The organism is Corynebacterium sp. HMSC071B10 (assembly GCF_001814825.1).
Classification (GTDB): domain Bacteria; phylum Actinomycetota; class Actinomycetes; order Mycobacteriales; family Mycobacteriaceae; genus Corynebacterium.
The window spans coordinates 144,599-160,195 of sequence record NZ_KV818006.1 but is presented as its reverse complement, the minus strand read 5'-3'; the positions used below and the strand labels follow the sequence as shown (position 1 = coordinate 160,195).

Annotated in this window: 16 protein-coding genes; 12 read left to right on the top strand and 4 right to left on the bottom strand. The window is 66.8% G+C overall.

The genetic code is table 11. The features are described from left to right. Positions 1 to 41: 41 nt before the first annotated feature. The 10 genes from HMPREF2990_RS06625 to HMPREF2990_RS06580 all read left to right on the top strand — a co-directional run bounded on the left by HMPREF2990_RS06625 (position 42) and on the right by HMPREF2990_RS06580 (position 9,888). The gene (locus HMPREF2990_RS06625; RefSeq protein ID WP_083317042.1) at positions 42 to 296 is read left to right on the top strand and encodes a FeoA family protein; all 255 of its coding nucleotides are present in this window, start codon (positions 42 to 44) and stop codon (positions 294 to 296) included. Next, complete coding sequence (gene feoB / locus HMPREF2990_RS06620) at positions 296 to 2,263, top strand: ferrous iron transport protein B (RefSeq protein WP_070763378.1); 1,968 nt, start codon at positions 296 to 298, stop codon at positions 2,261 to 2,263. The genes HMPREF2990_RS06625 and feoB overlap by 1 nt, the downstream gene beginning before the upstream one ends. Further along, positions 2,264 to 2,512 (top strand): FeoC-like transcriptional regulator, encoded by a 249-nt coding sequence (locus HMPREF2990_RS06615; RefSeq protein ID WP_070763376.1) that lies wholly within the window; start codon positions 2,264 to 2,266, stop codon positions 2,510 to 2,512. A 10-nt stretch (positions 2,513 to 2,522) separates the two neighbouring features. Beyond that, the gene (locus tag HMPREF2990_RS06610; RefSeq protein WP_070763374.1) at positions 2,523 to 3,485 is read left to right on the top strand and encodes an o-succinylbenzoate synthase; all 963 of its coding nucleotides are present in this window, start codon (positions 2,523 to 2,525) and stop codon (positions 3,483 to 3,485) included. A gap of 145 nt (positions 3,486 to 3,630) precedes the next feature. Continuing rightward, positions 3,631 to 5,211: an SLC13 family permease gene (locus tag HMPREF2990_RS06605; protein WP_070763372.1), complete on the top strand. Its 1,581-nt coding sequence runs from the start codon at positions 3,631 to 3,633 to the stop codon at positions 5,209 to 5,211. A gap of 39 nt (positions 5,212 to 5,250) precedes the next feature. Then, complete coding sequence (locus HMPREF2990_RS06600) at positions 5,251 to 5,832, top strand: hypothetical protein (protein WP_070763371.1); 582 nt, start codon at positions 5,251 to 5,253, stop codon at positions 5,830 to 5,832. Between the two features lie 22 nt (positions 5,833 to 5,854). Continuing rightward, complete coding sequence (gene menD, locus HMPREF2990_RS06595; RefSeq protein ID WP_070763369.1) at positions 5,855 to 7,471, top strand: 2-succinyl-5-enolpyruvyl-6-hydroxy-3-cyclohexene-1-carboxylic-acid synthase; 1,617 nt, start codon at positions 5,855 to 5,857, stop codon at positions 7,469 to 7,471. Next, positions 7,471 to 7,887, top strand: coding sequence for a DUF3592 domain-containing protein (locus HMPREF2990_RS06590; protein ID WP_070763456.1), 417 nt, complete (start codon positions 7,471 to 7,473; stop codon positions 7,885 to 7,887). Before menD ends, HMPREF2990_RS06590 begins: the two co-directional genes overlap by 1 nt. Before the next feature lie 63 nt (positions 7,888 to 7,950). Further along, positions 7,951 to 9,150 carry a glycosyltransferase family 4 protein gene (locus HMPREF2990_RS06585; protein ID WP_070763367.1) on the top strand — a complete coding sequence of 400 codons (1,200 nt, stop codon included), beginning with the start codon at positions 7,951 to 7,953 and terminating at the stop codon, positions 9,148 to 9,150. Positions 9,151 to 9,171: 21 nt separating this feature from the next. Continuing rightward, positions 9,172 to 9,888, top strand: a complete 717-nt coding sequence (locus tag HMPREF2990_RS06580; protein WP_070763366.1) for a metal-dependent transcriptional regulator — start codon at positions 9,172 to 9,174, stop codon at positions 9,886 to 9,888. Here the strand turns inward: HMPREF2990_RS06580 and HMPREF2990_RS06575 are convergent. The 3 genes from HMPREF2990_RS06575 to HMPREF2990_RS06565 are packed head-to-tail and all read right to left on the bottom strand — an operon-like array spanning position 9,794 to position 12,305. Next, positions 9,794 to 10,663: a metal ABC transporter permease gene (locus tag HMPREF2990_RS06575; protein WP_070763364.1), complete on the bottom strand. Its 870-nt coding sequence runs from the start codon at positions 10,661 to 10,663 to the stop codon at positions 9,794 to 9,796. The genes HMPREF2990_RS06580 and HMPREF2990_RS06575 overlap by 95 nt on opposite strands. Further along, positions 10,660 to 11,400 carry a metal ABC transporter ATP-binding protein gene (locus HMPREF2990_RS06570; RefSeq protein ID WP_070763360.1) on the bottom strand — a complete coding sequence of 247 codons (741 nt, stop codon included), beginning with the start codon at positions 11,398 to 11,400 and terminating at the stop codon, positions 10,660 to 10,662. Before HMPREF2990_RS06570 ends, HMPREF2990_RS06575 begins: the two co-directional genes overlap by 4 nt. Then, positions 11,397 to 12,305, bottom strand: a complete 909-nt coding sequence (locus HMPREF2990_RS06565; protein WP_070763358.1) for a metal ABC transporter substrate-binding protein — start codon at positions 12,303 to 12,305, stop codon at positions 11,397 to 11,399. The genes HMPREF2990_RS06570 and HMPREF2990_RS06565 overlap by 4 nt, the downstream gene beginning before the upstream one ends. Before the next feature lie 122 nt (positions 12,306 to 12,427). Here HMPREF2990_RS06565 and HMPREF2990_RS06560 point away from each other — a divergent pair, with 122 nt between their 5' ends. Further along, positions 12,428 to 13,117, top strand: coding sequence for a demethylmenaquinone methyltransferase (locus HMPREF2990_RS06560; protein ID WP_070763356.1), 690 nt, complete (start codon positions 12,428 to 12,430; stop codon positions 13,115 to 13,117). Here the strand turns inward: HMPREF2990_RS06560 and HMPREF2990_RS06555 are convergent. Then, the gene (locus tag HMPREF2990_RS06555; protein ID WP_070763454.1) at positions 13,114 to 14,334 is read right to left on the bottom strand and encodes a geranylgeranyl reductase family protein; all 1,221 of its coding nucleotides are present in this window, start codon (positions 14,332 to 14,334) and stop codon (positions 13,114 to 13,116) included. The two genes, HMPREF2990_RS06560 and HMPREF2990_RS06555, sit on opposite strands and share 4 nt — an antisense overlap. 167 nt (positions 14,335 to 14,501) lie before the next feature. Between HMPREF2990_RS06555 and HMPREF2990_RS06550 the strand changes: the two genes are divergently transcribed. Continuing rightward, positions 14,502 to 15,518, top strand: a complete 1,017-nt coding sequence (locus tag HMPREF2990_RS06550) for a polyprenyl synthetase family protein (protein WP_070763354.1) — start codon at positions 14,502 to 14,504, stop codon at positions 15,516 to 15,518. Positions 15,519 to 15,597 lie beyond the last annotated feature (79 nt).

Sequence of the window (15,597 nt, the reverse complement as noted above, 5' to 3'; positions counted from 1 at the left end):
AGGTATTGCTTACCTAAACCATGGGGGAGTTAAATAGAACTATGAGATCCCAGACCATCACAGCAACCCCCACGCTGTGCCAGCTTTGCGACGTCCACGTCGGCCAATGCGCCACCATTTGCGCTGTCAACGCCGCACCCCAAGCAACCCGCCGCCTCAGCGAGCTGGGCTTGCGCCCCGGCGTACAGGTCACCATCGCGCAGAAGACTTCCGGCGGCGGCCGCGTGGTCAAGCTCGGCAGCACCCGCTACGCGCTTGGCACCGAGGCGCTGCGCCAAATCGAGGTCGAAGCCTGATGAGCGAGCTGCACACCGTGCCCTCCTGCTGCGCGCCAGCCCCCAACGGCACGGTCACGGGCCAGCCCACGGTCGCGCTTATCGGCGCGCCGAACGCGGGCAAGTCCACCCTCTTTAACGCGCTGACCGGCGCGAAGGTGAAGACGGGCAACTGGCCGGGCACCTCCGTCGAAGTCTCGCGCGGCGTGTGGAAGCACGGGGGCGAGGCCTTCAACGTCATCGACTTCCCGGGCGCGTACTCGCTCGACCCGCAAAGCCCCGACGAAGAGCTCACCCGCGAGCTGCTGCTGGACCGCCCAGCGGCCGAGCGCCCCGACCTGGTCGTGGTGGCTGTGGACGCTTCCAACATCGCGCGCGGGCTCTACATGGTCGCGCAGCTGGCGGAGGTGGAGTATCGCATCGTCGTCGCGCTGACCAAGATGGACGTGGCCAACGCCGCCGGCGTGCCGGTGGACCCGGAGGCGTTGCAGGCGGCGCTCGGTGTGCCGGTGGTCGCGGTGGATCCGAGGAAAAGGGAACTGGGGCGGCTGCAGGGGAGCGTCGAGAAGCAGCTGGCCCTGCCCGCGTACACCTTGCGCCCAACCGCGGACACGGATGAGTTCGCCCTGGCAGACGCCCGCTTCGCGTGGGTGGATGCGGCGCTTAAAGAAGCCAAGCTTGGCGACGAGCCCCGCGAGACCGCAACCGAGCGCATCGACAAACTCGTGCTGCACCCGGTAGCCGGGCCGCTGATCTTCCTCGCCGCGATGTGGCTGGTCTTCCAGATCACCACCACGGTGGCCGCGCCGCTGCAGGACGGACTCGAGGCCTTCTTCACTGGGCCGGTGTCAGACCTCGCTGCGAGCCTTTTGCCCGACATCGGCTGGCTGCAGGGCCTGGTCATCGACGGGCTGATCGGCGGCGTGGGCATGGTGCTCACCTTCGCCCCGCTCATGGCGCTCATGTTCTTGTGTCTCGCGGTGCTGGAAGACTCCGGCTACATGGCGCGCGCGGCCGTGGTTGCCGACCGTGTGATGCGCGCGATGGGGCTGCCGGGCAAGGCGTTCATCCCGCTGATCGTGGGCTTTGGGTGCAACGTGCCCGCCATTTCCGCGACGCGCGTGCTGGGGGATAAGCGCCACCGGCTGCTTACCGCGCTGCTCGTGCCCTTTACGTCCTGCTCGGCAAGGCTGACGGTCTACGTCATGCTGGCGGCCACCTTCTTCCCCGAGCACGCGGGCTCGGTCGTCTTCCTCATGTACCTCATCTCTATCGCCCTGGTGGTGTGCACCGGCATTGTGCTGCGGCGCACGCTGTGGGCCACGATGGGGTCCGAGCCGTTGGTCATCGACCTGCCCGCCTACCAGCTACCGGGCGCTCGCCTGGCGCTGAGCGTGATGTGGGTGCGCCTCCGTGGCTTCTTGGAAACCGCAGGCAAGATCATCGTGATCACCGTGGTCGCGGTGTGGGCGCTGCAGTCCACGCCCGCGAACTTCGCCGCCGACGACGCGCCCGCTTTCGGCGAAGTCGCGCCCCAGGAGTCGGTCTACGGCGCAGTCTCCGAGACCATCGCCCCAGTCTTCGCGCCCGCGGGCTTCGACTCCTGGTCGCTCGCCGGCCCCTTGATCACCGGGTTCGTGGCCAAGGAGGCCGTGATCTCCAGCTGGGCGCAGACCTACGGGCTGGGCGAGCCGGTGACCGCGGGTACCAGCACCACTGAGGATGCAGCTGCGGCCATCGAGACCACCGACGCCTCGCTGGCTGCCGCCATCCGCGAGGACTTCGACGCCGCTTCCGGCGGGCACGCCACCGCCGCGGTGTGGGCGTTCATGCTCTTCCTGCTCGCCTACACGCCGTGCGTGGCAACCCTTGCCGCGCAGCGCCGCGAGATCGGGCTGAAGTGGACCGTCTTCGGCTTCGCGTTGCAGCTCGTCATGGCCTGGGTGCTGGCGGTCGGTGCCTTCCAGATCCTCAAGGTGGTGCTCTAGATGGCGAGCCCGATGCGCGCAGTCGTGTCCGCCATCGAGGACGGTGCCGTCAGCCGCGCCGACATCGCCGCGCGGGCAGGTTTGCGGCGGGAGACGGTGGACGCGGTCGTCGAAAAGCTTGAAGCCCTGGGGTACTTGCAGCGCGAGTACCTGCAGGATTCCTGCGCGGGCGGCTGCGGCGGCTGCCCGGCCAAGGGCGCGTGCCAGGCATCGCAAGGGCCGGTGGCCCTGGTGCTGGGGCGGCGCTAACGTCAAGGGCATGTTGCCCACCGCTGAAGAAATCCTGGAGCGCGCGCACGTCGTTGCGCTCCCCATGGCCGTGCGATTCCGCGGCATCACCACCCGCGAGGCGCTGCTGATCCAAGGCCCCGCTGGCTGGGGCGAGTTCGCGCCCTTCCTTGAGTACGGGCCAGAAGAGTCCGCCGCCTGGCTGCGCGCCGGGATCGAGGCCGCATTCGAAGGCCTGCCCGAAGCCGCAGGCGACGTCGAGGTCAACGGCACCGTCCCCGCCGTGCCCGTCGATCAGGTCAAAGCGGTCCTCGCGCGCTACCCGCAAGGGGTGTCCACCTTCAAGATCAAGGTGGCGGAGCCCGGGCAGTCGCTTGCCGACGACACCGCTCGCCTTTCCCGCGTCCATGCCCTGCGCCCCGACGCCCGCCTGCGCGTGGACGCCAACCGGGCCTGGAGCGTTGACGAGGCCTGCGCGGCGATCGACGCGCTCGCGAACGTGGCCGAACTCGAATACGTGGAGCAACCCTGCGGCAGCGTCGAGGAGCTCGCCGAGGTGCGCCGGCGCGTGGCCACCCCGATCGCGGCGGACGAGTCGATCCGCCGCGCCAGCGACCCCTACCGAGTCGCCGAGCTGGCCGCAGCAGACGTGGCCGTGTGCAAGGTCGCCCCGCTCGGGGGAGTGCGCCCGTTGGTGCGCATCTCGCGCGAGCTGGGCCTGGACATCACCGTGGCCAGCGCGCTCGATACGGCGGTCGGCATGGACGCCGGCCTGGTCGCGGCGAAGCTCACCGGCTCGCGCGCGGCCGGCCTGGCCACGCAAAACCTGTTCGCGGAAGACGTGGCCGAGCCCCGCCCGCTTGTCGACGGCCGCCTCGCCGTCACCAGGACTACACCCGACCCGGAGCGCCTCCACGGCCTGCGTGCGACACCCGAACGCGAAACGTGGTGGTTCCAGCGGGTGCGTGCATGCCTCCCCTACATACGGGGGTAGCAGGTGTGGGGTACGCGGGGGAGCCACTGCCCAAATGTTTGGTTTTACACCCGGTGCGTTAAAATTTTCAGTACAGGTGAATGTGAAAAATCACACCAAACACCCTGTAAACGCTGTATTGGAACGGTAGGAAAGTAGGTGGGGCATGTCTACCCCCGTTGTGCACGATTCTTCCGCGCTGTCGGATGGTGATCTGGCCAAAGCCCCAGAACCAGGCGAATGGCGCCGCCAACTCATCGGCTTGATTGTGGGCGTGGCGCTCGCCGCGCTCATTTGGTTTATCTTCCCGGCGAACGCGCCTGAGACGGTCGCCCAGTCCTCCGGTGCTGACCCGGAAGCGGAGTACACCGCCCAGGCGATGCGCGTCGTCGCCGCCACCACCGCGCTCATGGCCGTGTGGTGGATGACCGAGGCGATCCCGCTGGCGGCGACCGCCCTTTTGCCCATTGCCATCTTCCCGGTCATGGGTGTGGCGGAGTTCTCCAAGGTGTCCTCCCCCTACGCCTCCGCCACGATCTTCCTGTTCATGGGCGGCTTCCTCATGGCGCTTGGCCTGCAGCGCTGGAATCTGCACCGCCGACTTGCGCTCGTGGTGGTCAAGATCGTCGGCACCAGCCCAAAGCGCATCATCTTAGGCTTCATGCTGGCCACCGGCTTCATGTCCATGTGGGTCTCTAACACGGCAACCGCCGTGGTCATGCTGCCGATCGGCACCTCGGTGCTCATGCTCACCGCAGACTCCGTCGGCGGGATGCAGAACCAGAAGAAGTTCGCCACAGCGCTCATGCTCGCCATCGCCTATTCCGCCTCTATCGGCTCGCTGGGCACCCTGATCGGTACCCCGCCGAACGCGCTGCTGCAGGGCTACATGAAGGAAGCCCACGACATCAACATTGGCTTCGGGCAGTGGATGATCGTCGGTATGCCGGTGGCAATTGTGTTCACCATCATCGCATGGCTGGTACTGATCACCGTGTTCAAGCCGGAGATTGACCAGATCCCGGGCGGCCGTGAGCTGATCCAGGACGAGATCCGCAAGCTCGGCCCCTGGACCTTCGCGCAGATCGCCGCCGGCATCATCTTCGCGCTCGCGGCCCTGACGTGGGTCTTCCTACCACTGGCGCGCGACCACTACGGGTGGGACTTCCCCTACCACGACGCCATCGTGGGCATCATCGCCGGCCTGCTCATGTTCATCGTGCCGGGCATGAAGAACGGCAAGCGCCTGCTGGACTGGGAGACCGCGAATGAGATGCCGTGGGACGTACTCCTGCTCTTCGGCGGCGGCCTGTCCTTGTCCGCAATGTTCACCTCTACCGGCCTGTCCCTGTGGATCGGTGAAGCAGCGAAGGGACTGGCTGTGCTACCGACATTCCTGCTCATCTTCGCGATCGCCGCGCTGGTGCTCATCCTCACCGAGCTGACCTCCAACACGGCAACCGCGGCGACCTTCCTGCCGATCATGGGCGGCGTCGCCGTGGGCATCGGCTTGACCGAGGCCACCGACATGAACATCCTGTTGCTGGCCATCCCGGTTGCGCTGTCCGCAACCTGTGCCTTCATGCTGCCGGTGGCAACCCCGCCGAACGCGATCGCGTACTCCTCGGGCTACGTCACCATGGGCGAGATGATCAAGGGCGGCGTGTGGCTCAACGCCATCGCACTGGTCCTGATCTCCCTGGCCACCTACTTCCTCGCAGTCCCCGTCTTCGGGCTGGTGCTGTAGATTACAACCCTGCTACAACTGGCGCGTTAGGCTATCCACATGGATAACCAGACGCGCCAGTTTGGCGTTCCGGAGGAAGAACCGCGCAGGCCCCGCCCGAAGCAGTACTTTCCGGAGCCCGCCGAGCAAGCACGGCAGCAGCCGGAGTACCCGCAGCAGCCCTACCGGGACCAGTACCAGGATCAGCAGTACTACGACTACGGGCAGTACGAGCAGCCCCAGTACACGCAGCCGAACCCGCCCGGCCCGCCGCCCGCGCCGGAGGAGCGCTCCAACACGCTGGCCACGGTGCTCGGCGTCCTGCTCGCCATCGCGCTGGCCGCCGGCATCGTCTTATTCTTCTTGTGGCGGGGAGCTTCCGCCGAAGCCTCCAAGCCGCCGGTGACCGTGACGAATACGCAGACGGAAACCATCACCACGACCGCGACCACCACGAAGCGGCCCTCGCTCTTCGGCGACCGCGACAGCAGGGACACTCGCGACACAGACAACGAGGAGCCAGTTCCCACCGAGCTGCCGGAGGCACCGCCGGTAGAGGTCCCCGACGACGTGCGCGATAGCGCCCAGGACATCTTCGACGAGCTGCGCCAGGGCGCCGAAGGGCTGCTTCAGGGCCAGTAGGCGGCAGCTAGAATGGGCCACCATGGAATCGCTTGAGCTGGCCCGCATCATCGCCCAACGCTTGGCAGACAACGTCACCGACGTGGTCATGAGTCCAGGTTCGCGCAACTCGCCGCTCGCGTACGCGCTCTTGGCGCGCCGGGACATCCGCGTGCACATGCGTATCGACGAGCGCTCGGCCGCCTTCACCGCCTTAGGCCTCGCGCGTGTGCAGCGCCGCCACGTCGGCGTGGTCATGACCTCCGGCACCGCCGTCGCCAACGCGCTGCCCGCTGTGGTGGAGGCGCACATGTCGCACATACCGCTCGCCATCATCAGCGCGGATCGTCCCGCCCGCCTGGTGGGCACCGGGGCATCGCAAACGATTTGGCAGGACGGCATCTTCGGCCGCTACGCCGCTACCCAGCAGGTGGCAACGCGCGAGGAAGCCGAGGCCGTCTCCTTTGCCGCCGACCAGGTGCACATCAACGTTGCGCTGGATACCCCGCTCGTGCCCGAAACCCTGCCCGCGCCGGTGGGCGAGCCGCGCCGGGTCGGCCCGGGCAGGCTCGAGACTGCGCCCACCTGGGTCGACCACGGCGCCGTGGACGTGGACTTGACCCGCAACACCCTGGTCATCGCTGGTGATGAGGCCTGGGACGTACCCAGTCTGGAGCACGTGCCCACCATCGCGGAGCCGACCGCGCCCGCCCCCTTCCACCAGGTGCACCCGCTCGCCGCACGCTTCTTTGCCAAGAGCGAGGTGGCGATCTCGCACGACGGCGGCGACTTCGCCGCGGAGACCAAGCCGGAGCAGCTCATCGTGGTGGGGCACCCGACCCTGCACCGCGACGTCATGGCGCTGATGGCCGATCCGGACATCGAGGTCATCGGGATCTCGCGCACCGAGACGTTCACCGGCCAGCCGGATCGCCGCGGATCGCGCGTCAACGCCACGGGCCAGCCCACGGATAGCTGGATCAAGATCTGCGAGGCCGCAGGCGAGGTCGGCGCGCAGACCGTGCGCGATGCGCTGCAGGAGGACAACTTCGGGCTGACCGGCATGCACGTCGCCGCCGCGGTGTGCGACACCTTAGGCGTGGGCGACACGCTCGTGGTGGGGGCGTCCAGCCCGGTGCGCGACGTGAGTCTGGTGGGCATGCCTTTCGACGGCGTGTCCACCTATGCCGCGCGCGGAGCCGCGGGTATCGACGGCACGCTCTCCCAAGCTGTCGGCATCGCCCTGGCCACCCAGGCGCTGCACCCGGACGAGATCCGCGCCCCGCGCACCGTCACCCTGGTGGGCGACCTCACCTTCCTGCATGACATCAACGGCCTGCTCATTGGCCCCGACGAGCCGCGCCCGGGCAACCTCACCATCGTGGTGGCCAACGACAACGGCGGCGGCATCTTCCACACGTTGGAGGCCGGCGCGGAGTCGGTGGAGCGCGACTTTGAGCGGGTGTTTGGGACAAGTCATGACGTGGGCGTCGAAAAGCTGGCCGAGGCTTACGGGGCGGCCTATGCGCACGCGGACACCCTGCCGGAGCTTTTGGAGACCTTGATTGCACTCGAGGCGGAGCCCAACCCGATCACCATCGTCGAGGTGGATACCACGCGCGCGACGCGGCGGGCGCTGGCGCAGAGGCTGACCAAGTGATCCAGTGGCAGCGGCGCGCGAAGCAGGTGGTGCTGGGACTCTACCTGGCGGCCATGCTGGGCGCGGTGGCGATGGTCGGCGGGGCCGCGATCAACGACGCACGCATCATGGCCGATCCTGGCCGCGGCATCGCCACGGTGACCGGGGTGAGTGCGTGGCGCACCTCGATCGAATACCAGGACGCCGAAGGTCGGCACTTCTCACCGCCGAGCGGGCTGCTGTACCCCTCGGGGCTGGGGGAGGGCCAGCAGGTCTGGGTGACCTACGCCAAGAGTGATCCCAACCTGGTCAAAGTGGAGGGACGCGGCTGGGCGCTCGCGCTGATCCCTGCCGTCTCGGTGGCGGTGGTGGCAACATTGGTGTTCGCGGCCGTGTGGCTGGCGGTGCGCCGCTGGGTACCACAGCGTTCACGTTGAGTTATAACAAAGTTTGCGCAACGGTTGAGTGGTGTTCGCGCGGACATGGGAAGGTAACACAGTATGCGAGTCGGAATAGTCGCGGAATCATTCCTCCCGAACATCAACGGAGTGACCAACTCGGTGCTCCGGGTGCTCGAGTACCTCAAGGCCAACGGCCACGAGGCGCTCGTCGTCGCCCCGGGCGCGCGCGACTTCCAGGAGGAAGTCGCTGACTACCTGGGGTTTCCCATCGTGCGCGTGCCCACCATGCGCGTGCCGCTGGTGGACTCGCTGCCGATCGGCGTGCCCACCACGAATGTCACCGCGGCGCTCGCGGACTTTGACCCGGACATTATCCACCTGGCCAGCCCGTTCGTGCTCGGCGGTGCGGGCGCGTTCTCCGCGATGCAGCTGGGGGTGCCCGCGGTCGGGCTGTACCAGACTGACGTGGCGGGCTTTGCCACCAAGTACCAGCTGTCCGCAGTGGCGGCGCTGGCTTGGGACTGGACGCGCAACATTCACAACCGCTGCCAGCTCAACCTCGCGCCGTCCTCGGAGGCGATCCGGGAGATGGAGGCTCACGGCATCAAGAACGTGAAGCGCTGGGGCCGCGGCGTGGATGCGGAGCTGTTCCACCCCACGAAACGTTCGGACATGCTGCGGTATCAGTGGGATCCCACGGGGCAAAAGAAGATCGTCGGATTCGTCGGCCGGCTGGCCAGTGAGAAGAGCGTGTGCCGCCTCGCGGTGCTGGAGCAGGACCCAGACATCCAGCTCGTCATCGTGGGCGACGGCCCGGAGCGCGACGCGCTCGAGCACCTCATGCCGTCTGCCGTGTTCACCGGCGCGCTGTCCGGCGAGCAGCTGGCCCGCGCGTACGCCTCGCTGGACCTGTTCGTGCACACCGGCGAGTTCGAGACCTTCTGCCAGGCCATCCAGGAGGCGCAGGCCTCCGGCGTGCCCACCATCGGCCCGAAGGCCGGCGGGCCGATCGACCTGATCCAAGACGGGGAAAACGGCCTGCTGCTGGAGGTGGACACCTTTAGCGAAGAGCTTCCCGACGCCGCCCGCTACCTGCTCGACCCCGCCCGTCTGGACGAACTCAAGCACAACGCCCGCGAGTCCGTGGCTGATAAGACCTGGGATGCGTTGTGTGAGCAGCTGCTCGGGTACTACGAGGAGGCGCGCGCTGGCTACCGCTCGAACGTGGTCAGCATCTTCGGGCGCGATATCACGCTGCCGAAGTGGGCGGGGAGGCGTCGGAAATCGCGCGGGGCTTAAGGCCAGGTAGACTGACCAACTATGTCAGTCTCGGATCTGTCTGCAAGCACCCAGGATTACCTCAAGACGATCTGGGAGCTTGAAGAGTGGTCGGACGAGCCGGCCACCACCTCAATGATCGCGAAGGCGCTGGGCGTGAAGCAGTCGACGGTGTCTGACACCGTGCGCAAGCTGGCTGACCAAAAGCTCGTCTCGCATAAGCGCTACGGCTCCGTGCAGCTGACGGAGCAGGGGAGGGCGCACGCGCTGCAGATGGTGCGTCGCCACCGCCTGATCGAGACTTTCCTGGTGCAGGTGCTCGACTACTCGTGGGACGAAGTCCACGACGAAGCCGAACAGCTCGAGCACGCCGTCTCCGACCTTTTAGTGGAACGGGTGGCGGCCCTGCTGCACTACCCGACCCGCGACCCCCACGGCGACCCGATCCCCGCCGCCGATGGCTCGATACAGGCCCCCGACGCCGTCACCCTGAGCACGGTGGAACCGGGCAGCGACGTGGTCATCGAGCGGATCTCCGACGAAGACCCGGAGCTGCTGCGTTACCTCCACGCCCACGGCCTGAACGTCGGCTCGCACCTCCACGTGGCCGAGGGCGCGCCCTTTTCCGGGGCGGTGGAGGTGCAAAACGCGGCCGATGGCGTGACTATTCCGCTGGGGCGTGCTGCGACTGACGCGGTGTACGTGAGCGCGCCCGGGCACGCACCAGCCCCCGGGGCCCAAAAAGATACACCAGCGTAAACACGCAGGCCTGCGCGAGCACCATCATCGCTCCGGTAGCGGTGTCCAGGTAGTAGCTGCAGTACAGGCCCAAGACCGCGCAGCCGGCGGCCATGGCAGGCGCGATGAGCAGCATCTTGCCAAAGGAATCGGTGAGCAGGTACGCCGTCGCGCCGGGGATGATCAGCATGGCAACAACAAGGATCACGCCCACGACCTGCAGCGCAACCACCGTGGTGAGCGCGAGCAGGGCGAGCAGCCCGGCACCGAGTGCGCGCGGGCTCAGCCCGATCGCGTGCGCGTGGATGGGGTCGAAGGCATAGAGCGTCAGATCCCGCCGCTTGAGCAGCAGCGCGCCGAACACGAGCACCGCAAGCCCGATTACCTGCAGCATCTCCGCGCGGGACACGCCCAAAAGGTTGCCAAAGATGATGTGGTTTAGGTCCGTGTGCGAGGGCGTGACCGAGATGAGCACCAGCCCGAAGGAGAAGAGCGAGGTAAACACGATGCCGATCGCGGCGTCCTCCTTGACCCGCGAGGTGTTGCGCACCAGGCCGATCAGGGCGACCGCGAGGAAGCCGAAGAGCACGGCGCCGACGGCGAAAGGTGCGCCCACGATGTAGGAGAGCACCACGCCGGGCAGGACCGCGTGGGAGACCGCGTCGCCCATCAGCGACCAGCCGACCAGCACGAGCCAGCAGGACAGCATCGCGCAGACGATGGAGGCGGTCAGCGCGGTGGCCAGCGCCCGGCCCATGAAGCTGTAGTTCAGCGGATCCAATAAGAGTGACATCATGCGTGTTCCTCCGTGTGCGTTGGGGTCATGCCGAAGCCGCGGGCGAGGTTTTCCGGCCGCAGCACGTCCTCGGTGGGGGCGTGCATGAGCACGCGCTTATTTAACAGGACGGATTCCTCGGCGAGCGCGGGCAGGGCAGCGAAGTCGTGCGTGGAGACAAACAGCGTGGTGCCTTCGTCGACGAGTTCGCGCAGCAGTGCGGTGATCGTCGCTTCGGATTGCTTGTCGACGCCCGCGAACGGCTCGTCGAGAAGCATGATGCTCGCGCCCTGCGCAATGCCGCGGGCGACGAAGGCGCGCTTCTTCTGCCCACCCGAAAGCTGGCCGATCTGGCGATCGGCGAAGTCGGTCAGGTGCGTGCGCTCCAGGGCCTCATTGACGGCGTCCTCATCGCGACGGTGCGGGCGGCGTGTAAAGCCCATGTGGCCGTAGCGGCCGGTCATGACGACTTCGCGCACGGTGATTGGGAACTGCCAATCCACCTCTTCGCTTTGCGGGACGTAAGCGACTACCTGGGCCTTGCGTGCGGCGGCGGGGTGCGTGCCGTTGATCTGCACTGTGCCCGTATCGGGTTTGACCAGCCCCATGATCGCCTTGAACAGGGTGGATTTGCCAGAGCCGTTCATTCCGACGAGCCCGCAGGCGCGGCCCGGGGCGATGGACACGCTGGCTAAGTGCAGGGCCTCCACATCGCCGTAGCGGACGGTCACGCCTTCGACGCTGATCGCGGGCGTCATGATGCCTGCCCCGTCAGGCCCTCGATGATGGCGGAAGAGTCGTGCTTGATCAGGTCCAGGTAGGTGGGCACGGGACCGTCCTCAAGAGAGAGGGAGTCGACGTAGAGGGTGTCGCCGAGCTGGGCACCCGTGGCGTCGACAACCTGCTGCATGGCCGCGTTGGAGACAGTCGACTCGCAGAAGACGGTGGGCACTTCGTTGTGCTTGACAAACTCGATGGTGCGGGCGATCTGCTGCGGGGTCGCCTCGTTTTCTGCGTTGACCGGCCAGATGTACTGCTCCTGCAGCCCGGCGTCGCGGGCGAGGTAGGAAAACGCGCCCTCGCAGGTCACCAGCGCGCGCTGCTGCTCGGGGAGTGCCGAAAGTTCGCGCGTCATCTCGTCCTGGACTTCCTGCAGCTGCGCCTTGTAGTTCTCCCCGTTTTCCGCGTACTGCTCGGCGTGCTCCGGGTCGAGCTCGCTGAAGGCGTCGACGATGTTGTCCACGTAGGTCTGCACATTCTTCGGGCTCATCCAGGCGTGCGGGTTGGGTTTGCCTGCGTAGGCGTCTTCGGTGATGTCGATCGGCTCGATGCCCTCGGAAACCACGGTGTGCGGGACGTCGAGCTCTGCCACGAACTGGGCGAACCAGTTCTCCAGGTTGAGACCGTTGTCCAGGATGAGATCCGCCTCGGAGGCCTTGGCGATGTCACCCGGGGTGGGCTCGTACCCGTGGATCTCGGCACCAGGTTTGGTGATGGATTCCACCCGCAGGTGTTCGCCGGCGACGTTGGCGGCGATGTCTTGGATGACGGTGAAAGTGGTCAAAACGACCGGTTCATCGCCGGAGGAGGGGGTGTTTGCGCAGCTTGTCGTGCCGCATGCGAGGAGGAGGGCGGCGCAGACGCCGAGTGCCCGTCGGATCATGGTGTGTCTTTCCTTCCAGTGTGTATCGGTTAGGGAAATATTAAACTTCGACAAAACGAAGTTGCAACAGCGGGCGCAGGGAACACCCGCGGAAGTGGGGTGGAGCCGTACAATGCTTTCCTATGGCCAAGGCAGATCTGGAGAAAAAGCCCTTCGACGTCGCCGGAATGTTTGACGGAGTGGGCGAAAAATACGACCTCACCAACACCATCCTGTCTTTTGGGCTGGACAAGTACTGGCGGCGTCGTACGCGCAGGCGTCTCCGGCTCGCCCCGGGGGAGAAGGTGCTTGACCTGGCCGCGGGCACCGCGGTTTCTACCGTTGAGCTGGCCAAGTCGGGTGCCTGGGTGGTCGCCTGCGATTTCTCTCAAGGCATGCTCGCCGCCGGCCGTGACCGCGACGTGCCCAAGGTGGTGGGCGATGCGATGCACCTGCCTTTTGCCGACGCCACCTTCGACGCCGTCACCATCTCCTACGGCCTGCGCAACGTCTACGACTTCGAAGCGGGCTTGCGCGAGATGGCGCGCGTGACCAAGCCAGGCGGTCGCCTTGTAGTCAACGAGTTTTCCACCCCTGTCGTGCCCGGCTTCCGTACCTTCTACAAGGAGTATCTGCCGGTCGCGCTGCCGCTTTTAGCCAAGGTCTTTTCCTCCAACGCGGAGGCCTACGAATACCTCGCCGAGTCCATCCGCGCCTGGCCGGACCAGGAGGAGCTCGCCGCGGCGATCAACCGCAACGGCTGGCAGGACGCGGGCTGGCAGGACCTAAGCGCCGGGATCGTGGCGCTGCACAGCGCGACGCGGGCTGGTTAAGCTACATCCCACAGCGCGCTGCCGCGCGGCGCGATCTTTCCGGCTGCGCGCCAGGCGCGGGCAATGAGGTCGGTGTCTTCTTCTGTAATCAGGTTGCCCATCAACCGTGCTGCAGCGGGCATGAGGTAGCGCCCGCCGAGTCCGCGCAGGGCGAGCGGGCCCGCCGCAGGTAGGAACTGCGGGTAGGTCAGAAGGCGTGCCGCCGTCCGGGCCAGCGCGAAGGCGTCGCCGTAGGCGCGGCGCAGCACGTAGGGCCACGCGAGCGTGAGGTCGGCGCGCTCGGCGAGTAGCTCGACCGCCATGACCGCCGTTTCCATCCCGTAATCGATGCCCTCGCCGTTGAGCGGGTTGACGCAGGCTGCGGCGTCGCCGATCAGCGCCCAGTTCGGGCCCGCCACGTTGGAAACCGCACCGCCCATGGGTAACAGGGCCGAGGTGACCTCTTGTGGTTCGCCTAAGCCCCAGTCGGCGGACTGCTCGCGGGCGTAGTGTGCGAGCAGCTTCTTCGTGTTCACCTTGGCTGGTCGGGCGTCGGTAGATAGGGCTCCGCAGCCGAGGTTGACCGTGCCGTCGCCAAGCGGGAAGATCCACCCGTAGCCCGGCTGGATCTCACCAGCCGGGTCGCGCAGCTCCACGTGCGAGTGCATCCAGGGCTCTTCGCTGTGCGGGCTTGTGCAGTAGGAACGGGCGGCGATGCCGTAGACCTGGTCTTTGTGCCAGGTGCGGCCGAGGCGCTTGCCGAAGGGGGAGCGCACCCCGTCCGCCACGATCACCCAGCGCGTACGCACCGGACCACGGTCAGTGTGGACTGCGGTGATTGCGCCGTGGGCATCAAAGTCGGCATCGTGTGCCGCGCACCCGGTCCAGACGGTCGCGCCGACGGCGGTGGCTTGGTCGATGAGCGCGGCGTCGAAAAGCTTCCGCGGGCTCGCCGAGCCCAACGTGCCGTAGTGGCTGTCAGGCCAGGGGGCGGTGACATCCCCGCCGTAGCCGTGGAGCTTGGGTCCCTGGTTGCGGTAGGCGGGCAGTACCTCTTCGAGGCCGAGCGTGCGCAGCGTGTGCACCGCGCGCGGGGTGAGTCCATCGCCGCAGGTTTTGTCGCGGCCGTGCTCGGCGGCGTCGACAAGCAGGGTGGAAAAGCCCGCACGCTGGGCGGCAATCGCCGCGACCGCACCCGAAGGGCCCCCGCCGACGACAACGCAATCAAAGACATCCATCACGGCCAACATTGTGCCAGGCTTGCCGGCACGGACTACCCCGGCCCCGCTGATACACGCAGGGAGCGTGTTGCACTACGGTTGAGGGCACTACTCGTGGGTCGCTGCGTGCTGCCATAAAACTGGTGCGCGGCGGCCGTCTCGCCCAACCTTAAAGGATGGTATCGATGACCAACGCCAACCACGCGTCGCAAAGCCATGCGTTCACCATGGATCTTGGCGACGACGCCCTCAACCAGCGCATCGCGCACGGGATGGGCGAGGTGGAACGCGTGCTGCTCGAGCGGCTCTCACAAGGCGAAGACTTCATCACCGACAAAGTCACGCACCTCGCCGTCGCCGGCGGCAAGCGCTTCCGCCCGCTCATGGCGCTTTTGTGCAGTGAGTTCGGGCCGCACCCGGAGGCCGAGAACGTGGTCAAGGCTGCCGCGATTACCGAGATGGTGCACCTGGCCACCCTGTATCACGACGATGTGATGGATGAGGCGGACCGGCGGCGCGGCGTGGAATCCGCCAACAGTCGCTGGGACAACACGGTGGCCATCCTCGCGGGCGACGTGCTGTTCGCGCACGCCTCCCGGATCATGAGTGAGATCGACACCGCCACCGTCGCCCACTTTGCCGATACCTTCCAGGACCTGGTCACCGGCCAGATGCTGGAATCCATCGGCGCGCGCGGTCAAGACCCCATCGAGCACTACCTCAAGGTAATTGAGGGCAAGACGGGCGTGCTGATCGCCTCCGCCGCCTACTTGGGTGCTACGCACGCCGGGGCGAGCCGCGAGGTGGTGGAAAGCTGCCAGCGCCTCGGTGCCGCGGTCGGCATGATCTTCCAGATCGTCGACGACATCATCGACATCTTCTCCGACCCTGAGCAGTCCGGGAAAACCCCCGGCACCGACCTGCGCGAGGGCGTGTTCACCCTGCCTGTCCTCTACGCCATGGCGGAAGACTCCGAGGCCGGCCGCGCGTTGCGCGAGATGCTCACCGGGCCGCTGCACACCGATGCGGAGGTCGAGCGTGCCCTTTCCCTGATCGGCCAGACGCAGGGGCGGGCACGCGCGCTTGAAGACGTCAACGCCTACCTCGCCGCCGCCAACCGCGAACTCGACACCCTGCCCCAGGGGCCCGCCACCGAGGCGCTGCGCCAGCTGTCTCGCTACACCATCGACCGGGTTGGTTAGGCTTCTTTGTGGTTGATGACCTGCTGATTTGTTGTTTGCTAGCAGGGGTGTTGTAAGGTAGTCAACGCACTTAAGGTGC

Bases quoted from the DNA above. Each gene is read 5' to 3' on its own strand.
- HMPREF2990_RS06575 (WP_070763364.1), bottom strand. From the start codon at position 10,663: ATGATGTCACTCTTATTGGATCCGCTGAACTACAGCTTCATGGGCCGG.
- HMPREF2990_RS06600 (WP_070763371.1), top strand. From the start codon at position 5,251: ATGGATAACCAGACGCGCCAGTTTGGCGTTCCGGAGGAAGAACCGCGC.
- feoB (WP_070763378.1), top strand. From the start codon at position 296: ATGAGCGAGCTGCACACCGTGCCCTCCTGCTGCGCGCCAGCCCCCAAC.
- HMPREF2990_RS06550 (WP_070763354.1), top strand. From the start codon at position 14,502: ATGACCAACGCCAACCACGCGTCGCAAAGCCATGCGTTCACCATGGAT.
- HMPREF2990_RS06615 (WP_070763376.1), top strand. From the start codon at position 2,264: ATGGCGAGCCCGATGCGCGCAGTCGTGTCCGCCATCGAGGACGGTGCC.
- HMPREF2990_RS06580 (WP_070763366.1), top strand. From the start codon at position 9,172: ATGTCAGTCTCGGATCTGTCTGCAAGCACCCAGGATTACCTCAAGACG.
- menD (WP_070763369.1), top strand. From the start codon at position 5,855: ATGGAATCGCTTGAGCTGGCCCGCATCATCGCCCAACGCTTGGCAGAC.
- HMPREF2990_RS06585 (WP_070763367.1), top strand. From the start codon at position 7,951: ATGCGAGTCGGAATAGTCGCGGAATCATTCCTCCCGAACATCAACGGA.
- HMPREF2990_RS06570 (WP_070763360.1), bottom strand. From the start codon at position 11,400: ATGACGCCCGCGATCAGCGTCGAAGGCGTGACCGTCCGCTACGGCGAT.
- HMPREF2990_RS06610 (WP_070763374.1), top strand. From the start codon at position 2,523: ATGTTGCCCACCGCTGAAGAAATCCTGGAGCGCGCGCACGTCGTTGCG.
- HMPREF2990_RS06605 (WP_070763372.1), top strand. From the start codon at position 3,631: ATGTCTACCCCCGTTGTGCACGATTCTTCCGCGCTGTCGGATGGTGAT.
- HMPREF2990_RS06560 (WP_070763356.1), top strand. From the start codon at position 12,428: ATGGCCAAGGCAGATCTGGAGAAAAAGCCCTTCGACGTCGCCGGAATG.
- HMPREF2990_RS06565 (WP_070763358.1), bottom strand. From the start codon at position 12,305: ATGATCCGACGGGCACTCGGCGTCTGCGCCGCCCTCCTCCTCGCATGC.
- HMPREF2990_RS06625 (WP_083317042.1), top strand. From the start codon at position 42: ATGAGATCCCAGACCATCACAGCAACCCCCACGCTGTGCCAGCTTTGC.
- HMPREF2990_RS06555 (WP_070763454.1), bottom strand. From the start codon at position 14,334: ATGGATGTCTTTGATTGCGTTGTCGTCGGCGGGGGCCCTTCGGGTGCG.